The following is a 16008-nucleotide window of genomic DNA, read 5'->3' on the forward strand; positions in this document are numbered from 1 at the left end:
AAGGACAATAGACGGTGAAGCGTCCCGCCCCGCGAATTCCGGCGCACGAACTGGATCGGCTGCTTTCGACGTTGGAGGTCAATTTCGTCAAGCTGACCGAATGCCTCATCAGCCCGGGCTGGCGACTGCTGTTCAAGCCGGAGGAATTGCCAGCCGTTCACTACACGATTCATGGCCGCGGCCGGTTCGGCATTGGGGATAGCTTCTCTGTTGATCTCGAGCCGCATTCCCTCGTCATTGTTCCGCCAGGCAGGGCCTTTCAAATGGACAACATGGTCGAACATCGCCCTGTCGCGACGCTCGAATATGACCCGCTCAAGTGGCCTCTAGTGCCTGCGGGCGAGGTCAGAAGGATCATCGCCGGCGAAGACGAGCCAAAGATGTTGGTGATCTGTGGATATTTTCGCGCGTCCTACGGCACATCGCTCAATCTGTTCTCGCCCCAGGGCGCGCCGATATTTGAAAAATTCGACAGCAAGGATCAGCTTGACCAAAAGCTGCGAGCCGCACTCGACGAACTCGCAGCGCAGGAGATCGGCGCGGGTGCGATGACCGCGAGCCTCTTGAAGCAGGTTCTGATCGCGGTCTTTCGCCGATCGATGAGTTCGACCGAGCTGTGGATCGAAAGATTTTCCGCATTGCGCGATGTTCATGTGGCAAGGGCTCTGGCCGAAATGGTGGCAAGGCCCGCCGCGCCACACACGCTGCAATCGCTGGCCGAACTCTCCGGCCTCAGCCGGTCCGGATTCGTCGAGCGCTTCACGACGGTATTGGGGCGCTCGCCGATGGCGGTTTTGCGCCAGTTACGTCTGAAGCACGCGGCGCATCTGTTGCGGGCGGACGGTGTCTCAGTCGAACAGGCGGCCAATGCTGCCGGCTACCAAAGTCGAAGCAGCTTCGTCCGGGCTTTTCGAACGGCATACGGCTGCGATCCGTCGGAGTATCGCAAAGTCGCACGCGACGAGATACGGGTGCAGCCAGCTAGCCGCAGCTCCAAGGCTGTTCAGCCGTGATATGCAAATAGCTCGACGGGCTCGCTGAAGCCACGGACCGGACATTTTCCGATAGCTTCGAGCTCGAACTCGCCGCTGACGAGGTCGGCGAACGAGCGGGAGAGCAGCACGGTTCTTCCCAAGTGCTTGGTGAGGCCTTCCAGGCGCGAGGCCATGCTGACGGCAGGGCCGATGACGGTGAAGTCGAGCCGAGTGCGTGACCCAATATTGCCGTACATCACGTCTCCGATGTGAACGCCGATACCATAATTGAGTGGTGCAGCGCCGGTGCCGCTGTTCCTTTCGTTTAACACGGCCATGGCCTTTCTGGCTTCGCGTACAGCGCGCAGAAGATTTGCGCAGGCCGACGGCTGACTGACTGGAAAGATCGCGAGCAGACCGTCACCGATGAATTTCAGGATTTCGCCGCCATATCGCTCAATCGGTCCGGACATCGCATTGAAGTAGTCGTTCAGCAGATTGACGACGTCGTCGCGCGGCCAATTATCGGAAATCCGGGCGAAATCACGCAGGTCGCAGATCATGATCGCGGCGCGAACCGTCGTTCCCCTTCCGCGCCTGGTGGCACCGGCTAGAATGAGTTCGCCAGCATGAGATCCGACGTAGGTTTCGAGCAGGGTTCGCGCCAGCCGGTTCTTCATGCGAATTTCGCTGACCAGCGCAAGCACCGGCAGCTGCCTTAATAGACCGGAGATATGCGCGTTGTCGAAGCCACCGCGGCAGTCGGTCGCAAAGGTTACGATATGCCGCTTGCCAAGCGTATGGTGCAGCGGCCATGCCACATAGTCCGTCAGACCTTGCGCCCGCATCTTTTCATAAAGCATGTGCGTGCGGCCCAGCGATGGATCCCCTTCGAGGCCCTCGCGCACCTCAGTGGCACCACCGTGGATTTCATTGGCCGGACTTCCGAGATATTCGGCTTGCTCCCTGACATCGTAGTCAACCCTCGTAATCTCCGCCCCGCTCATCCCATCGACCCACCTGATGCACGCGCCAAGCCATTGCGGATGTTCGATCAGCAGATGGAGCGATGCTCGTTTGACGGGGATTCCCGCACATTGCAGCCGGCAGCACAGTTCGGCGAAGATATCGTCGAGGTATCGCTGATCCCGCGTATGATTTGTGAGCCAGTGCAGAACGTCAGCGTCAGGTTTTGCGGTGACGTTCTCGACATCTGGCCGCGCGTTCATATTTTGCTCCCGAAGGTCGCGATCGCGTACCAATGTGTTCGTTATGACGGAACGTGCCGAGACGTTGTCATGAGATGGACGGGTGGCAAAACATCGCGCTCAGTTCGCAGTCACGTTGCAAAAGGCGCCGGCCAGCAAAGGGGCGTGACCACTGAATAGTCAGTCACGCCCCTTTGGGACCCGACGGCAGATCAGAAGCCCGCCAGGCCCTGTGGACTATTGTAGGGAATCTTCACGCTACCAATTTCCCTGAGAGAGCCATCCGTTTGCGTGGCGTAGCAAACCAGCTTCGCCGCGTTGCCGTATATCTGATAGAGATACGCATCATCCGGGCTCAACCAATTATCGGCCGGGCCGCTGGTCACCGTCCCGTTGAGCGCTCTGGCGGTGCCGTCTCCTGAAACCTTCGGACATGCCGGATCGCTTGCGATTTCCAGACCATTGCCGTTGATGTGATAGCTGCTGATATTGCTGTAGCCGAAGTTTGTGGCGTACACCATTCTGTCGTCCGACGACACCGATGCCCAGCAGAGCTCCGTCGGTACGCCGGCGCTCGTATCAATCTTGACCAGCGGGCCAATCTCGACCCGACCATCGTCCCCGATAGTGCCCATGCTAACGCCATCACCGACGGCATACCCGATGATAAACGTATTCGGCCGACTGCGCAGGAAGGCGATATAGAAGGGCGAGCCACCTTTCGCGTCGACTAACCTGCCCGTCCCAAGGGCGCCGTCCTCGCCGATCGGAAAGATGGCAAGACCATCGGGATCCGGGGCATTCGAGGCGATCGAATGGTATGCACCTCCATTGCGCTGGACCCAGAGAATAGGCGAACCATCGGGATACAAGCCTGTGGTAACGATGGGTTCGTCGAAGGTGGTGCCGACCAAGAGAAATTTTTCATTCGGCGATGTCACCACCATGGTCGCCACACGGTTGGTCTTGTCGTGGGTGTTCACGGTGTGTCGCTCGGGGCGCGGCGCAAGCTTGCCATCGGCGCCGACCGACATCAGACGAAGGTGATCCGGTCCAAAGGAGTGAAGGACATACAACGTCCTGCTCGAAGGTCTGTAAGAAACCGACTTCGCGGTACCACTTCTCCCCTCGACCGGATTTCCGGTTGGCTTGATGTCCAAAAGCTTCAGCTCGCCGTCTTGACCAATGCTGAAGCTCGAGACCGAGTTGTCGCCGCCGTTCGTCGTAAACAGAAAGCGCCGGTCAGGCGTTATGATGATGCTGCTTGCGCCTTCGAATGCGTTGGGCGCACTCTCCTGCCCACTGATTGGCTTGAATTCGCCGGAACCCGCGCCGCCCGTGCGTACGCGCTCCAGCTCCGTCAACGTGCCATTCACGCCGCGCCGGTAATGGATGACTGCGTTCTCAATCTCGTTGGTCTGGATATAGAGATGGCCGCTTCGTCCTTTTGACATTGCCATATCCGCCATCATGGTCATCTCTTTTGCCATCTCTCACTCCTCTCGTTGGCCCGGTTCGGTTGACTTGCAAGGACCCGCAACTAACGCCACAATGACGCACATCCATCGACGCGGATCCCGTGCGACTGCCTCGATCGAGGCTTGGTTGAGCAGCCTCGCGATCACGAGCACCATCAAGATGCCGATGCCCGTCACACGATAGTGGTGATGCCGGGCGCTGCGCAGACCGGAAGTCATTGCACGTCCTTGTCGTCCAGCAGCGGATAAAACTGGGTCCACACCTCGTCCTTCTTGGCATTGGCGATGTGGCAGTAAGCGCACTCGTCTTTCGACTTGACCTTGGCGGTCGGCGCTTTTGGTTCATGGTGGTTGAAGTTGAAATATCCCCACCCGTTGGTATCGGCGAAACGTTTCGAGTCCCTCACGGTTACGTCGGCGCCATTCCATTTACCCGGAAAGTACCCCTGCCCCGATGGCTCCGTTCGTGATCCATCGGCATTTTGTTGCGGCAACGTCAGCTGCAGCTCCTTGAACAGGATCGTCCCCTCCGGGAATAGGCCAGTCTTCTTATAAATTTCGTACGAGCCCGGCTCGATATAGACGTTGTGAAATTCCGGGAAATTCGCCTGGCCTCCGTTGAGGGCATTTGGAGTCAGGGGCGAGCCGACGTACACCCATTTGTGGAAATTCTTCGGCAAGATCAGTTGCCCATCGGCCGTGTATTCCGGCAAGTAGCGCGTGTTGCTCTGCGCTTTTCCGGTCTTGAGCGATCCAAAAAACAGGATCGTTGCAACTGCACTGCCTGCAATGACCACCGCTGCTGCCTGGGCTCCCAAACGCATCACCCTCTCCTGCGATTCTAGCCGTACGCGCGGTGCCGGCGATCGACGAAAACCCTGCCGGGCGTAGACGGTCAACGTGATAGCGAGATGCTGTGGATCGCGCACTTCGATGATTGCTGCGGTTTTTTCTATCTTGACGCATTCGGCGAAGACCCCGTCGACAAACTACCGACCAAGCTTCATGTCTAACCCTGCCGCCCGCACGGCGGGCCAGCGTACTGCCAGAACTTCAGTGCGACAGTCATGCGAACAAGGGCACGATTCCATGAATCAAAATGAGCCTCCTGTTTCTCGCGGCTTCAAATCGAAGCGACCGACTTCTGTGAAGACGCGGCTGCCACCCGGACAGTATCTGACGACCGACTTTCCGGTTCTTTCAGCCGGACCTACTCCGGACATTCGAGCCGCGGAATGGAAGCTGGGGCTTCAGCTTGGCGGATCGATTCTGGGATCGTGGACCTGGGAAGAGTTCGAGGCGCTGCCGCAAACCACGATCAAAACCGACATCCATTGCGTCACCAAATGGACGAAGCTCGACACAACCTGGCAGGGCGTCACATTCGACGATCTTCTGAAGGCAGTCGGCCTGCAGGAACCGCCGGAAGGCTTTGTCATGGCCCACTGCGACGGCGGGTACACGACTAACGTCCCCGTTGCCGATTTGATCGCAGGACAAGGAATGATTGCGACCCGTTGCGAGGGCCTGCCGATCGCGCCTTCACATGGAGGCCCAGCACGCCTTCTTGTCGCGCATCTCTATTTTTGGAAGAGCGCCAAGTGGCTGCGAAGGCTTCGTTTCATGGCCAAGGACGAGCCCGGCTTCTGGGAATCGCGCGGATATCACAACTATGGCAATCCGTGGCGGGAGCAGAGATATGATGGTGACTGATGCGCATGCCTCGCCGCACAAAATCGAGTGGCAGCTCGGTCGGGTGCAAGCTGTTGTGGCCGAAACGGACCGGGTCAAGAGTATCATTTTGGAGCCAATGAGCTGGTTGGGACACTGGCCCGGCCAGCACGTTGACATACGCCTCACGGCCGATGACGGCTATCAAGCTGAACGGAGCTACTCCATCGCGTCCCCTCCGGAAGACAAACTGCTCACTATCACCGTGGAGCGGGTCAAGGAGGGAGAGGTTTCCCCATATCTTCTCGACGAGCTGCGCGTTGGTGACCACCTCGAGTTCCGCGGCCCCATCGGGCGCTACTTCGTCTGGACCCGGAGTCTCCGCGGCCCAATTTGTCTTATCGCGGGCGGGGCAGGAATTACGCCGCTAATGTCCATGCTTCGCCACCGCGAAAGGTCGCTCGACCGAATACCTGCGTATTTGATCTATTCTGCCCGCAGCCTTCCCGACGTGATTTACCGCGATGAACTCGACGGCATGGCAGATCGTGACAAAGGCCTCCGTCTGGTCTACGCGCTGACCCGCGAACAGCCACGCGATTGGCCTGGTCATCGGGGGCGGGTCGACGAGACCCTGCTCGCAAACAACTGCTTCCCGCGCGAACAAAATCCGACGTTTTATGTTTGCGGACCGACGGGATTCGTCGAGGGCATCTCAAGCATGCTCGTGACGATGGGCTACGAGCCCTTAAGCATCAAAACCGAACGCTTTGGACCATCGGGAGGATAACGTTAGGGCCGGCGAGCGCGCGAAGGCTCGCCGGGAACACAGATAGTCTGCTCACATCTGATAGCCCGCTACGATTGGCTCTGCAGCCGCGCCGGCATATTTCCAAACAGAGGCCCGAGCCCCTCCGCTACCGTCAGATGAGCCATGACCGCTTCACGGATACTCGAATAGGACAGCTCAGCCAGCATCGCCACCTGCATGATCGCCATGACCTCGCCCGCCTCAGCCCCGATCATCGTGAAGCCCAGGATCCGGTCATGCGTCGCTCCGACCAGCACTTTCATAAAGCCGTCCTTTTCATCGGTTGCTTCGGTGCGCAGGACATTCCGCATTGGCAGCTTTGCCACACGCACTGAGACGCCTTCGCGCTGCGCCTCGGTCTCCGATAGCCCGACACGCGCGAGCGGAGGATCGGTGAACACCACATGGGGAATCAGCCGGCCGCTTTTGCCGCGATTTCCTCCGGCCATGTTGTCCCGCACGATCCTGAAATCATCGACCGAGACATGCGTAAACTGCGGACTACCTGCGCATTCGCCAATAGCAAATATGCCAGGTGCCGTCGTCTCAAGCCGATCGTTGACCCGGAGGAATCCGCGATCGTCCAACCCGATACCGGCCTTATCGAGGCCAATATCCGCTGTGTTTGCGATCCGGCCGGCCGCTACGAGCAGATGACTGCCCTCGATCGGGCGTTTGCCGCCTTCTGTTTGAACCGTGACAATCACGGCGTCCCCGGAGAGGCCGTGAACGCTCCAGGGCCGCGCCTTCAATGCGACGTCGATTCCTTCGCGGCTCAGAATTGCACGGATCTCTTCCGCTACATCAGGATCCTCGCGTCCCATGATTTGCGTTCCTGGTTCGACGATCGTGACCCGGCTGCCGAACCGGCGATAGGCTTGCGCCAGCTCGATCCCGGTGTAGCCGCCGCCCAGCACAATGAGGTGCGGCGGCACCTCATCCAGCTCGAGTGCCTCGATGTGCGTCAGCGGGCGCGCGTCGCGCAAGCCTGGAACATCCGGGATAGCGGCGCGCGAGCCGACGTTGATCACGATCTGATCGGCCGCCAGCAGGCGCACACCGCCGTCGTTCAATTTCGCCTCGATCGTCTTCGGGCCCACGAACTGGCCATTGCCCATGATGAGCTCGGCACCGCTTTCCTTGTAAGCGTGAAGGTGGAACGCGATCTCACGCTCGACCATAACCTGCTTGCGGTGCCGTACCTTGGCCATATCGATTTTGATGTCCTGCGCGAGCGTGCCAAACCGGCCTCCGTTCCGGACAAGATGGGCCACGAGCACTCCACAGCTCGTTCTTGGAGGGAAGGCATGCGACGGCAGGACACGACCCACCGACCCAGCGGCGCTCGACGACAGCAACCTTTTTGCCCGACCGGCCGAGATCCCAGGCCAGCAGCTTTCCACCCTGGCCACTTCCGAGAATGACGACGTCGAAATGTTCGGGATGAGCCATGGTGATCTCCTTTCCTTGACGATGATGATCTCGCCATTGCAAGCCCGTCTGGCGCCGCCATCGCGAGTGATCTTTGCAGTCGGCCCCTCGACGATCCTGGCGCCGCCGCGAACCAGTCAAATCGACTTCACTTCCCCGCCGTCCATTCGCAACGCCGATCCGGTCATCCAGCGCGCGCCAGGCGACACGAGAAACGCCATCAACTCGGCGATCTCCTCTGGCTCACCGTAGCGCGCGATGCCCGCTTCTTTCGGAAAGTTGGCCGTTGCCTCCTCGACAGTCATGTTGTGCAACGGAGCCCAGTGCTTGAGGTATGAACGGCGCCGCTCCGTCATGACGGGGCCGGGTAGGACGGTGTTGACCTGTACGCCGTCGCTGATGCCTCGACCGGAGAACGCCTTGGCCAGCGCGATGATGGCAGCATTGATCGTACCGACAGCTGCATAAGGAGCCTTCGGGACCAAGGCGGAGTTGCCCGACATCAACACCACAGCGCCTTTTGCTGCCTTCAGCGCCGGCCAGGCAGCGATCGTGAGGCGGCGGGCGCCGTGCAGCTTCAACGCCAATCCACCTTCCCACTGTGCATCAGTCATCTCGAACAGATCAATTTGAGGTACCGCGCCTGCGATGTTGAGCAGGGCATCAATTCGGCCAAACGCCGTCAGTGTCTGATCGACGATCTTTTGATCGGCGTCGATGACCAGAGTCTCGGACCCGGCGCGCTTGACTGCCTCCGCAGTGCCCTCAAGATTGGCCCGACTCCGTGCAACCAGCACAACCGCAGAGAAATCGTGCGCCAGACGCACCGCGGTGGCCTTGCCGATGCCCTGGCTCGCGCCCGTGACGATCGCGACCGACTTCATCGTTGGAGTTCTCCTTTGCGAGCTACCAGATCAGTCCGGCACAACCGCATTTCTTCCGGAACCGACGCTATCGTTCTCTGGCGGCGTGCGCGGCAGGGTCCGCGCGCCCTCACCGCGACCGATCGAAAAATTCGTGGATCGCCGCGCCTATCTCGTCGCTATGAGTTTCGAGCGCAAAGTGTCCGGTATCGAAGAAGCGCACTTCGGCACCCGGGATGTCGCGCTTGAAAGCCTCCGCACCCGGCGGCAAAAAGAACGGATCGTTTTTTCCCCAGGCTGCTAGGAACGGCGGCCTGTGCTTCCGAAAGTAGGCCTGGAATTCGGGATACATAGCGACGTTAGTCTTATAGTCGCCGAAAAGATCCAGCTGCACTTGATCGGCGCCCGGGCGCGCCAGATAAGAGTTATCGAGCGAATACCCGTCGGGCGAAACGAGTGACGTATCGGGGACGCCGTGCGTGTATTGCCAGATGGTTGTCTCGGGCGAAAGGAACGATCGAAGCGCCGTCCTATTCGCTTCAGACGGATCCCGCCAATAGGCGCGGATTGGATTCCAGCCGTCGCTCAGCCCCTCTTCGTAGGCATTTCCGTTCTGGGAAATAATAGCGGTGATCCGCTCAGGATGCGAAAGCGCCATCCGAAAGCCGGTCGGCGCACCATAGTCGAAGACGTAGATTGCGAAGCGAGTAAGCCCGATCACCTCGGTGAACCGCTCCATCACTTGGGCTAGCGCGGCGAAGGTGTAAGTAAAGTGCTCGCGAGCCGGCATGTCCGACTGGCCAAAACCGGGCAGATCCGGCGCAACAAGACGGAAGCGATCGGACAGTGCCGGGATCAGATCCCGAAACATGTGGCCGGCAGTCGGAAATCCGTGAAGCAGCAACAACGCAGGCCCATCAGCCCGGCCGGCTTCCCGGTAAAACACATTCAGCCCGTCGACGTTGACCTTGCGGTATCGAATAGTCTTCATAGGTCACTTCTCCCGATCTAGCCCCGTCCTGCTCACTGGATACGATTGTGCCCGTAGAGAGCAGATCCGACGTCAGACCAACAATTCGCGGGTCCGTGGGATCCGGTTACAGAAGGTCCAGGAATTATTTCTCGTGCTCGTCGCATCCGGGACGCGCAGGATGCCTGACCTGCCAAGGCCGACCAATTGCCGCCATCAGCTTATTTGAACTCCCTGCGAAATGTCGTCGGCGTCCATCCTGTTGTCTTTCGAAAAGCCGAGCTGAACGAGCTCGTTTGCGCATAGCCCAAACTGAGCGCGATGTCTGTAATCGAGATTGCATGGTCAGCGAGCAGCAGCTTGGCGAGCTCCATGCGTCGCTGCACCTGATATTGGTAGGCCGGGACGCCGAACGATTGTTTGAACGCGCGGCAAAAGTGGTGAAGACTAAGCCGCGCGAGTTCTGCAAGCTTTAGAAGACACACTTGCTCTCCAAGATGCTCCTCAATGTACTCAATCACGATGCGCCTCTGCCAGCTCGCGAGACCTCCACGATTAATGGGCGCTGACTCGCGAAAGAGGTCTTGGTTCCGCTGGGATAGCTCGTGCGCGAGCACGCTGGAGAGCGCCTCCAGATATGGCACACGATTCGTCTCGCCGCCCTCGATTGCGTTCTTCAGTTTCGATGCCGTCTCCCAGACCAACGAGTCCTCGAAATAGACTCTAGGCAGGAAACTGACTTCGGCGTCGTCCGGCCTCTGGAAGGCAGCCGGGTCCACGTAGAGAAACGTCACTCGCGTGGACGAAACGGTCTCATGCCATTCGCGAAAGGCGTGTCCAGCTGGCACAAAGGTGAGCCGATGCTCGAAACCCCGAAGCTTCGACGCATATACCCCGTCGATCGAGGTCTCCCCGTCCTTTCGCGCTCCCTCGTTGTACAGCGCGAGGAGATGCCTCGCTCCTTGAAAGTGAAACTCAATCCTTTTACTGACGGGGACGTGAATATTTTCCGAAAACCACCAGTGCCAACCCGTTCCGAGGCGCTTTACTGGCTCTGAGGGCATTATCCTGACGGTTTGATGAAAGCCGACCACCCGAGCCGACCCCAGGGAATGCGCCTCGCCCTCTGATCGGCTCGACGACACGGCGAAAGAAGGGCCGGAGCCGCTCCGTTGTTCATTCGAATTTGACACGTAGCCCATCGCTATCGTCCTCTACCCGCTCGCGCCGGAAGGGTGCGTCCGTTCGCGACGGGACTTCCGCAGACCCGAGACGATCTCAGGGCATCGCAGGCAGGATGAGGACGAATGATATCCATGGCATCACCTCATGGGTGAAAGCCAGCTATCAGCACCGGCCGACAGCCAAGCTCGGCGAACCATGCTTTTCGCGACCGACACGCGCAATCTCTCAGTTGTGGTACTCTGGCCCATACCTTGGTATGGGTTTTGCTCCGCCACGCCGTCGTATGAGACCGTCTCTCGCGCGGCGCGCTTCACCTTTTGAGGTCGAGCGCCTCAGCCATGCGCGCGAGCGCCGCAGTGGTCCTGGCTCCCAGCTTTCGCATGAGGCTACCACGATGCATCTTGACGGTGACTTCGCTGATCGACAGCTCGCTGGCGACCTGCTTGTTCATCAGACCTGCCGCAACCAGTGCCATCACTTGTCGCTCGCGAACGGTCAGAAGCGCGTATTTCTCCTGCAATTCTGCGAGCTGAGCAAGATCGGCGCGACGCTCTCTATCTTTTTGCACTGCGGCCGCGACGGCATCGAGCAGGTCCTGATCCCGTATCGGCTTGGTGAGGAAGTCGATTGCGCCCAACTTCATGCCTCTCACCGACATGGGGATGTCACCAAACGCAGTCATCAGGATGACTGGAATTCCGACGTTGATTTTCGTCAGATACTCTTGCAGCTCAAGACCACTTGTACCAGGCAACCTGACGTCGAGCACCAAGCACGCAGGCGCGTCGAGTAATTTGGCTTTTAGAAAATCCGAAGCGGACCCGTACAGAGCGACACAATAGTCGACGGATTCGAGAAGGTCGCCAAGCGATTCACGAACCTGCTTGTCATCATCGACGATATGAACAATGGCCGAAGACAGCATACTCAACGGCTTGCTGACATCTCGATCGGCTGGCGGAGTGGGAGATTGAAAGCGAACCTCGTCCCACACCTCCCGTTTTCTTCCACCCATAGCCGTCCTCCATGGACGTTGACCATCTTGCGCCCCATACCGAGATGTCTCGCGCTAACTATCATCTCTATGCATCCCGATAGGTCGCCTTGGAATGATAGACTTGTATCCTGCCCGATCTCATCGCGCCTTGGCGTCCCCGCGCAATCAGGGAGCGCGGCCGGCAGTTGGGAACATTTAGCTGGCCTACTGACGGTTGCCAAGTTTCTGGCGTGGGGAACCTAGAACTACCGTCGGATGCCTCCAACGGCAGAGACAGGTGCTCACGGGAGAGGTCGACCACGCAGGATGGGGCCAACCAAGGCTCCTCTCGAAAATCCTCTGACGACTGTAACCAGGCTGATGATCGGCCCGAATGATATTGAATCACACCGAGGCGATCTCATCGCCGAGCCACTTGGCAACCGATAACAGGTTCGTGAGCGCGAAATTTCCCAGACCGGAGTGCATAATGGCCTTCACCGACCGCGTTTTTAGCTGTCGTCATCACGATCGTTCAACCTGGATCAGTTTCAAACTCTACGGAGGTCAGCATGAGCATCTCGCATACGCAATTGACGGTCGTTATGGTCCATGGAGCTTGGGCGGACGGATCAAGCTGGAGGCATGTCATCCGTCTCCTGAGGACAGGCGGTGTGGCAAGTGTGGCAGCACCCATCCCTCTGACTACGCTCTCTGACGATGTTCGAGCTCTTGATCGGATGCTCGAACGGATCGATGGGCCCGTCCTGCTGGCGGCTCACGCTTACGCCGGCGCCGTGATCGCATCGACCAAAAGCAACCGTGTGCGCGGACTCGTATTCGTGTCAGCATTGGCGCCCGACGATGGAGAGACCGTGGCGGACGTCTTCTATCGTGAGTCCCCACATCCGCAGGCGCCGCGGCTGGCACCTGACACTGATGGATACATCTGGATGCCCGATTCCGGCTATTCGTCCGCCTTCGCACAACACGCGATGAGCGAGGAGAATGCCGTCCTGGCGGCGGTGCAGCGTCCGATAAATGTCGCCTGTATTCAGGAGAAGGTTCAAACACCGCTCTGGAAGAGCGTGCCGTCTTGGTATTTCCTTGCTGAGCAAGACCGCATGATCAATCCGAGGACACAGGAGTTCATGGCGACACGGATGAAGGCAGAGATGCAGCGCTTTGAAGTCGATCATACACCGATCATCACGGCGCCGGACAAGGTTGTCGGATTCATCGGAAGCGCTATGGCCGCAACCCTCCGCTAGGAGGGCGCCACCAGCGCAAAGCGCCGCGACCGCTTGCCCTGTCTAGCCGACAATCACGGTCGGCACCAGCGATCGACCTAGTTCGAGCAGGAGCCGCCGAACCAAACCGTCAGAAGCGCAGTCGAGCTCGATGCGCCATTGAATGGCGGCGGCCCTCCATCAAGCTTGGCTGGAATGTCCCAGAGCGCTTCGACAGTTCCTGCTTTCGACATGGGCCCCGTGCTTGCTCGGATAGCTCGCCAACCACCATCACATAGATCAGCAACCACGGCAAATTTCCAGCTTTTTGTCGAACTTCTCATCCAGAACTTCCTGCTTCTCGTTGAAATCCGTAATACCCTTCTGCACCGCATCCTCGGCTGCCGAGCTTGGCATGAATGTATTCCCGCGCGGCTGCACATGTACGTTCTCAGCCGAACCCTGTTCTTTCGATGGCGGAGCCGACGCAGGGTCAGCCAGGGCCATGAGCGGCAGGGCAGCTACGGCACAGAAGACAAGCGTTGGACGAAAGTACATATGTCGCCTGATTGGTACGAAGCCGCAGTGAGCATTCACATTATGCGAGGATCGGTCGGAGCCCACTGTTGCCGAATTATTGCGGTTGAGGGGATATTGTTAGACTTCGAGCTGGGACGCCCGGAATGCAAACGCACTTCAGGAAACCAATGCCGCCAGCTTCCTTAGGCCTCGGTGGATATTGATCTTGACCAGGGCCGCGGACTGGCCGGTCGCATCGGACACGTGCGCAATGCTCAAGCCCTTGAGCTTCACCAGACGGATCACACTCTCTTGGGCGGGCTTCAGGCGAGCCAATAGCTGGTCCAGTGCGACCGCGCTGATTGCGGACCCTTCGTGATCCTCGACAGCGATGTTCTCATCGAGTGATAGCGCGGAGCTCCGCGCTGTGTCGCGCATGCGATCGATCCATTTGTAGCGCGCAATTGCAACCACCCATGCGCCGAAAGGTCGCGATGATGCGAAGGTATGGCGCTTGGCATGGATGGCGAGCAACGCTTCTTGCCTCGCATCTTCGGCAGCGGGATGAGGAAGCCGACGCCCGTAATAACCACGCAGCCAGTGATCCAATTCTCGAAGCAGTTGCTCATAGGCACGGCTGTCCCCCTCCCGCGCGGCGATCATGAGCCGGCCCCAACGCTCCGAACATTCGTCCCACATCTCCCACCGCGCTGCCTTGAGCTCCTCCTTTCGCAAAGGATCTCCACATCCCTGGGACGAAGAATTTCGGTCATCCTTGCTGTTCGACAACATCGAGCTCGCTCCTGAGCACGCCCTGTCATCATCCGAAGTCGCTTTCATTTGCGAAGGCTCCTGTCGAGGCACTCAAGCAGGGCGCTAGTTTCGAATGGCTTTCTCAAAAGGCAGAAAGCGCCTATCGAAAGCGCTTCGTCATCGAGCTGCTTGTGAGGCAAAGCCGTGATAAGTATTACCGGCGCCGCAATGTTCTGCGCCTGAAGCTCTCGAACGAGGTTAAGTCCGCCCATCCCGGGCATGTGAACATCGGCGATGATGCAGTCGAAGCTGAACCGGTCAGGATAGTTCAGTAGGGTCTCTGCCCGGTCAAACGGCTCCGCGCGATAACCGATCGATCGCATCAGATCAACCAGAGACAGGCACAGCGCCTCGTCATCGTCGACGACTCCAACCAAAGGGACGTTCACCAGACTTACCCCCTCAAGGCGGAACCGTCACCGAAGCTTCGTCGACACAAAGTCGGCCCGAGCGCAACTCAGCGCACGATCGGTCTGGCAATCGCGGTCACGAAGATCAACGTCCAACTGCCAACCAACATGCATGGCTGGTCTCCCCGAGTGAGGAACTTCCGATGCGTGCGCCAGATGATTGCGCATGCGCTGCCGGAGCATGCTTTGAACTACGGCCTCCTCACAATCTCTCGGTTGTGATAGATAGGCCCATACCTTGGTATGGGTCTGCCGCGGGCCCGATCGGGACACTCAACGCTGGCGGCAATCGCGCTCCGCCGGACGATTCCAGATCGCGCAAGGTAAATCCAGCACGAACAGTCTAAACGCCGCAATCCCGCGAAAGCGCATGCTCGCACGCGTGCTACTACCTGCTGTAGCGTCGTGAGGAGCGTGTACGGAGAGCACCGCTGATTTTTCGAAGGAAATCGCCAATGAAAGGCAAGACCAGGATCCAACGTCGCACCGTCGTCCAGGCGATTACGGCAGCCTCGGGCGCCGCTCTGTCCTTAGCGCTTCTATCGCTGCGCGCTGTCGCTCAATCACCTGGAAACGTCGCTTCCACTGCCTCCGATCACTTTGAGACCGCAGAGATCCCGGTCGACGGCAATACGATTTTCATTAGGCGTTACGGAAATGGATCCCCGCTGCTCATGGTTCACGGGTTTCCTCGCACCAGCCTGATGTGGCGCCATGTAGCACCCCAACTCGCGCGGAACCATACGGTGATCTGTGTCGACCTTCGCGGCTATGGCCGCAGCGGTGTGCCCGCCTCAACCGAGGATCACTATCCCTATACAAAACGTGCGATGGCGAACGAACTTGTGGCCGTTATGGACAAGCTCGGCTTCGCTAAATTCGATTTGGTCGGACACGATCGCGGCGGGCGCGTGTCGTACCGCCTTGCTCTCGATCACCCCGAGAAGGTGCAGCGTCTCGCGGTCTTTGACGTCATTCCGATCTCTGAGGCGTGGGGCCACGCCGATGCAAAATTCGCCAGGACATATTGGCCGTGGAGTCTTCTCTCCCAGAAAGCACCGCTGCCGGAACAATATCTCGCGGGTGCGCCTGGCGCGGTGTTCGACAACGCGTTTGGCCAAGGCTCTTTCAGCCCCGAGATAAGAGCCGAATACACGGAGATGTATCGCGATCCAGATCGCGTGCACGCGATCTGCGAGGAGTATCGCGCGGCCGCAACGCTGGATATCGACCATGACCAGGCAGATCTGAGCCAATCCCGACGTATCACCTGCCCCATGCTGCATCTGTGGGCCGCCGGCGGACCGCTGGACACGTTTTACGGCGAATATGGCGGTCCATTGGGGATCTGGCAGAAGTGGGCCAACAACGTGCATGGGCAGGCCGTCAGGGGTGGCCACTTCTTTCCGGAAGAGAACCCGACCGAAACAACCGAGCTTCTGAGCAAGTTCCTATCGACCTAGCGCTTGC

General features: G+C 58.9%; 17 protein-coding genes. 5 read left to right on the forward strand and 12 right to left on the reverse strand.

Going from position 1 to position 16008, the window contains the following annotated elements:
- Window positions 1-14 precede the first annotated feature (14 nt).
- Window positions 15-1013 carry a helix-turn-helix domain-containing protein gene (locus BM222_RS00435; protein WP_092226188.1) on the forward strand — a complete coding sequence of 333 codons (999 nt, stop codon included), beginning with the start codon at window positions 15-17 and terminating at the stop codon, window positions 1011-1013.
- Here the strand turns inward: BM222_RS00435 and BM222_RS00440 are convergent.
- The 3 genes from BM222_RS00440 to BM222_RS00455 all read right to left on the reverse strand — a co-directional run bounded on the left by BM222_RS00440 (window position 1004) and on the right by BM222_RS00455 (window position 4484).
- Window positions 1004-2203, reverse strand: coding sequence for an adenylate/guanylate cyclase domain-containing protein (locus tag BM222_RS00440; protein WP_092226189.1), 1200 nt, complete (start codon window positions 2201-2203; stop codon window positions 1004-1006). The two genes, BM222_RS00435 and BM222_RS00440, sit on opposite strands and share 10 nt — an antisense overlap.
- 191 nt (window positions 2204-2394) lie before the next feature.
- A complete protein-coding gene (locus tag BM222_RS00445; protein WP_092226191.1) occupies window positions 2395-3672 on the reverse strand; it encodes a beta-propeller fold lactonase family protein in 1278 nt (425 codons plus the stop codon).
- Window positions 3673-3875: 203 nt separating this feature from the next.
- Complete coding sequence (locus BM222_RS00455; protein WP_092226194.1) at window positions 3876-4484, reverse strand: cytochrome P460 family protein; 609 nt, start codon at window positions 4482-4484, stop codon at window positions 3876-3878.
- 265 nt (window positions 4485-4749) lie between these two features.
- Between BM222_RS00455 and BM222_RS00460 the strand changes: the two genes are divergently transcribed.
- Together BM222_RS00460 and BM222_RS00465 are read left to right on the forward strand one after the other, a co-directional pair.
- On the forward strand, window positions 4750-5373 hold the full coding sequence (locus BM222_RS00460) for a sulfite oxidase-like oxidoreductase (protein WP_092226195.1): 624 nt from the start codon (window positions 4750-4752) through the stop codon (window positions 5371-5373).
- Complete coding sequence (locus tag BM222_RS00465) at window positions 5360-6121, forward strand: ferredoxin reductase (protein ID WP_092226197.1); 762 nt, start codon at window positions 5360-5362, stop codon at window positions 6119-6121. The genes BM222_RS00460 and BM222_RS00465 overlap by 14 nt, the downstream gene beginning before the upstream one ends.
- A 68-nt stretch (window positions 6122-6189) precedes the next feature.
- Here BM222_RS00465 and BM222_RS00470 read toward each other — a convergent pair whose 3' ends face one another.
- The 6 genes from BM222_RS00470 to BM222_RS00490 form a co-directional block, all read right to left on the reverse strand.
- Window positions 6190-7416 carry a dihydrolipoyl dehydrogenase family protein gene (locus BM222_RS00470; protein ID WP_244546966.1) on the reverse strand — a complete coding sequence of 409 codons (1227 nt, stop codon included), beginning with the start codon at window positions 7414-7416 and terminating at the stop codon, window positions 6190-6192.
- Window positions 7310-7594 carry an FAD-dependent oxidoreductase gene (locus tag BM222_RS42770; RefSeq protein WP_283810211.1) on the reverse strand — a complete coding sequence of 95 codons (285 nt, stop codon included), beginning with the start codon at window positions 7592-7594 and terminating at the stop codon, window positions 7310-7312. The genes BM222_RS00470 and BM222_RS42770 overlap by 107 nt, the downstream gene beginning before the upstream one ends.
- A gap of 116 nt (window positions 7595-7710) precedes the next feature.
- Entirely contained in the window at window positions 7711-8457 is a 747-nt protein-coding gene (locus tag BM222_RS00475; RefSeq protein WP_092226200.1) for an SDR family oxidoreductase, read from the reverse strand.
- Window positions 8458-8566: 109 nt separating this feature from the next.
- Window positions 8567-9427 (reverse strand): alpha/beta fold hydrolase, encoded by an 861-nt coding sequence (locus tag BM222_RS00480; RefSeq protein ID WP_092226201.1) that lies wholly within the window; start codon window positions 9425-9427, stop codon window positions 8567-8569.
- A gap of 200 nt (window positions 9428-9627) precedes the next feature.
- Complete coding sequence (locus tag BM222_RS00485; RefSeq protein WP_092226202.1) at window positions 9628-10608, reverse strand: helix-turn-helix transcriptional regulator; 981 nt, start codon at window positions 10606-10608, stop codon at window positions 9628-9630.
- 293 nt (window positions 10609-10901) lie between these two features.
- Entirely contained in the window at window positions 10902-11516 is a 615-nt protein-coding gene (locus BM222_RS00490; RefSeq protein WP_177242973.1) for a response regulator transcription factor, read from the reverse strand.
- A gap of 623 nt (window positions 11517-12139) precedes the next feature.
- Here BM222_RS00490 and BM222_RS00495 point away from each other — a divergent pair.
- Complete coding sequence (locus BM222_RS00495) at window positions 12140-12838, forward strand: alpha/beta fold hydrolase (RefSeq protein ID WP_349509839.1); 699 nt, start codon at window positions 12140-12142, stop codon at window positions 12836-12838.
- A gap of 258 nt (window positions 12839-13096) precedes the next feature.
- Here the strand turns inward: BM222_RS00495 and BM222_RS00500 are convergent, their stop codons facing one another.
- The 3 genes from BM222_RS00500 to BM222_RS00510 all read right to left on the reverse strand — a co-directional run bounded on the left by BM222_RS00500 (window position 13097) and on the right by BM222_RS00510 (window position 14517).
- Window positions 13097-13354, reverse strand: a complete 258-nt coding sequence (locus BM222_RS00500) for a hypothetical protein (RefSeq protein ID WP_092226205.1) — start codon at window positions 13352-13354, stop codon at window positions 13097-13099.
- Window positions 13355-13492: 138 nt separating this feature from the next.
- Window positions 13493-14107, reverse strand: a complete 615-nt coding sequence (locus BM222_RS00505; protein ID WP_244546967.1) for a sigma-70 family RNA polymerase sigma factor — start codon at window positions 14105-14107, stop codon at window positions 13493-13495.
- Window positions 14108-14151: 44 nt separating this feature from the next.
- Complete coding sequence (locus tag BM222_RS00510; protein WP_092226207.1) at window positions 14152-14517, reverse strand: response regulator transcription factor; 366 nt, start codon at window positions 14515-14517, stop codon at window positions 14152-14154.
- 476 nt (window positions 14518-14993) lie between these two features.
- Between BM222_RS00510 and BM222_RS00515 the strand changes: the two genes are divergently transcribed.
- Window positions 14994-16001, forward strand: coding sequence for an alpha/beta fold hydrolase (locus BM222_RS00515; protein WP_092226210.1), 1008 nt, complete (start codon window positions 14994-14996; stop codon window positions 15999-16001).
- Window positions 16002-16008: the final 7 nt, after the last annotated feature.

This window comes from Bradyrhizobium sp. Gha, assembly GCF_900113735.1.
Lineage (GTDB): Bacteria > Pseudomonadota > Alphaproteobacteria > Rhizobiales > Xanthobacteraceae > Bradyrhizobium.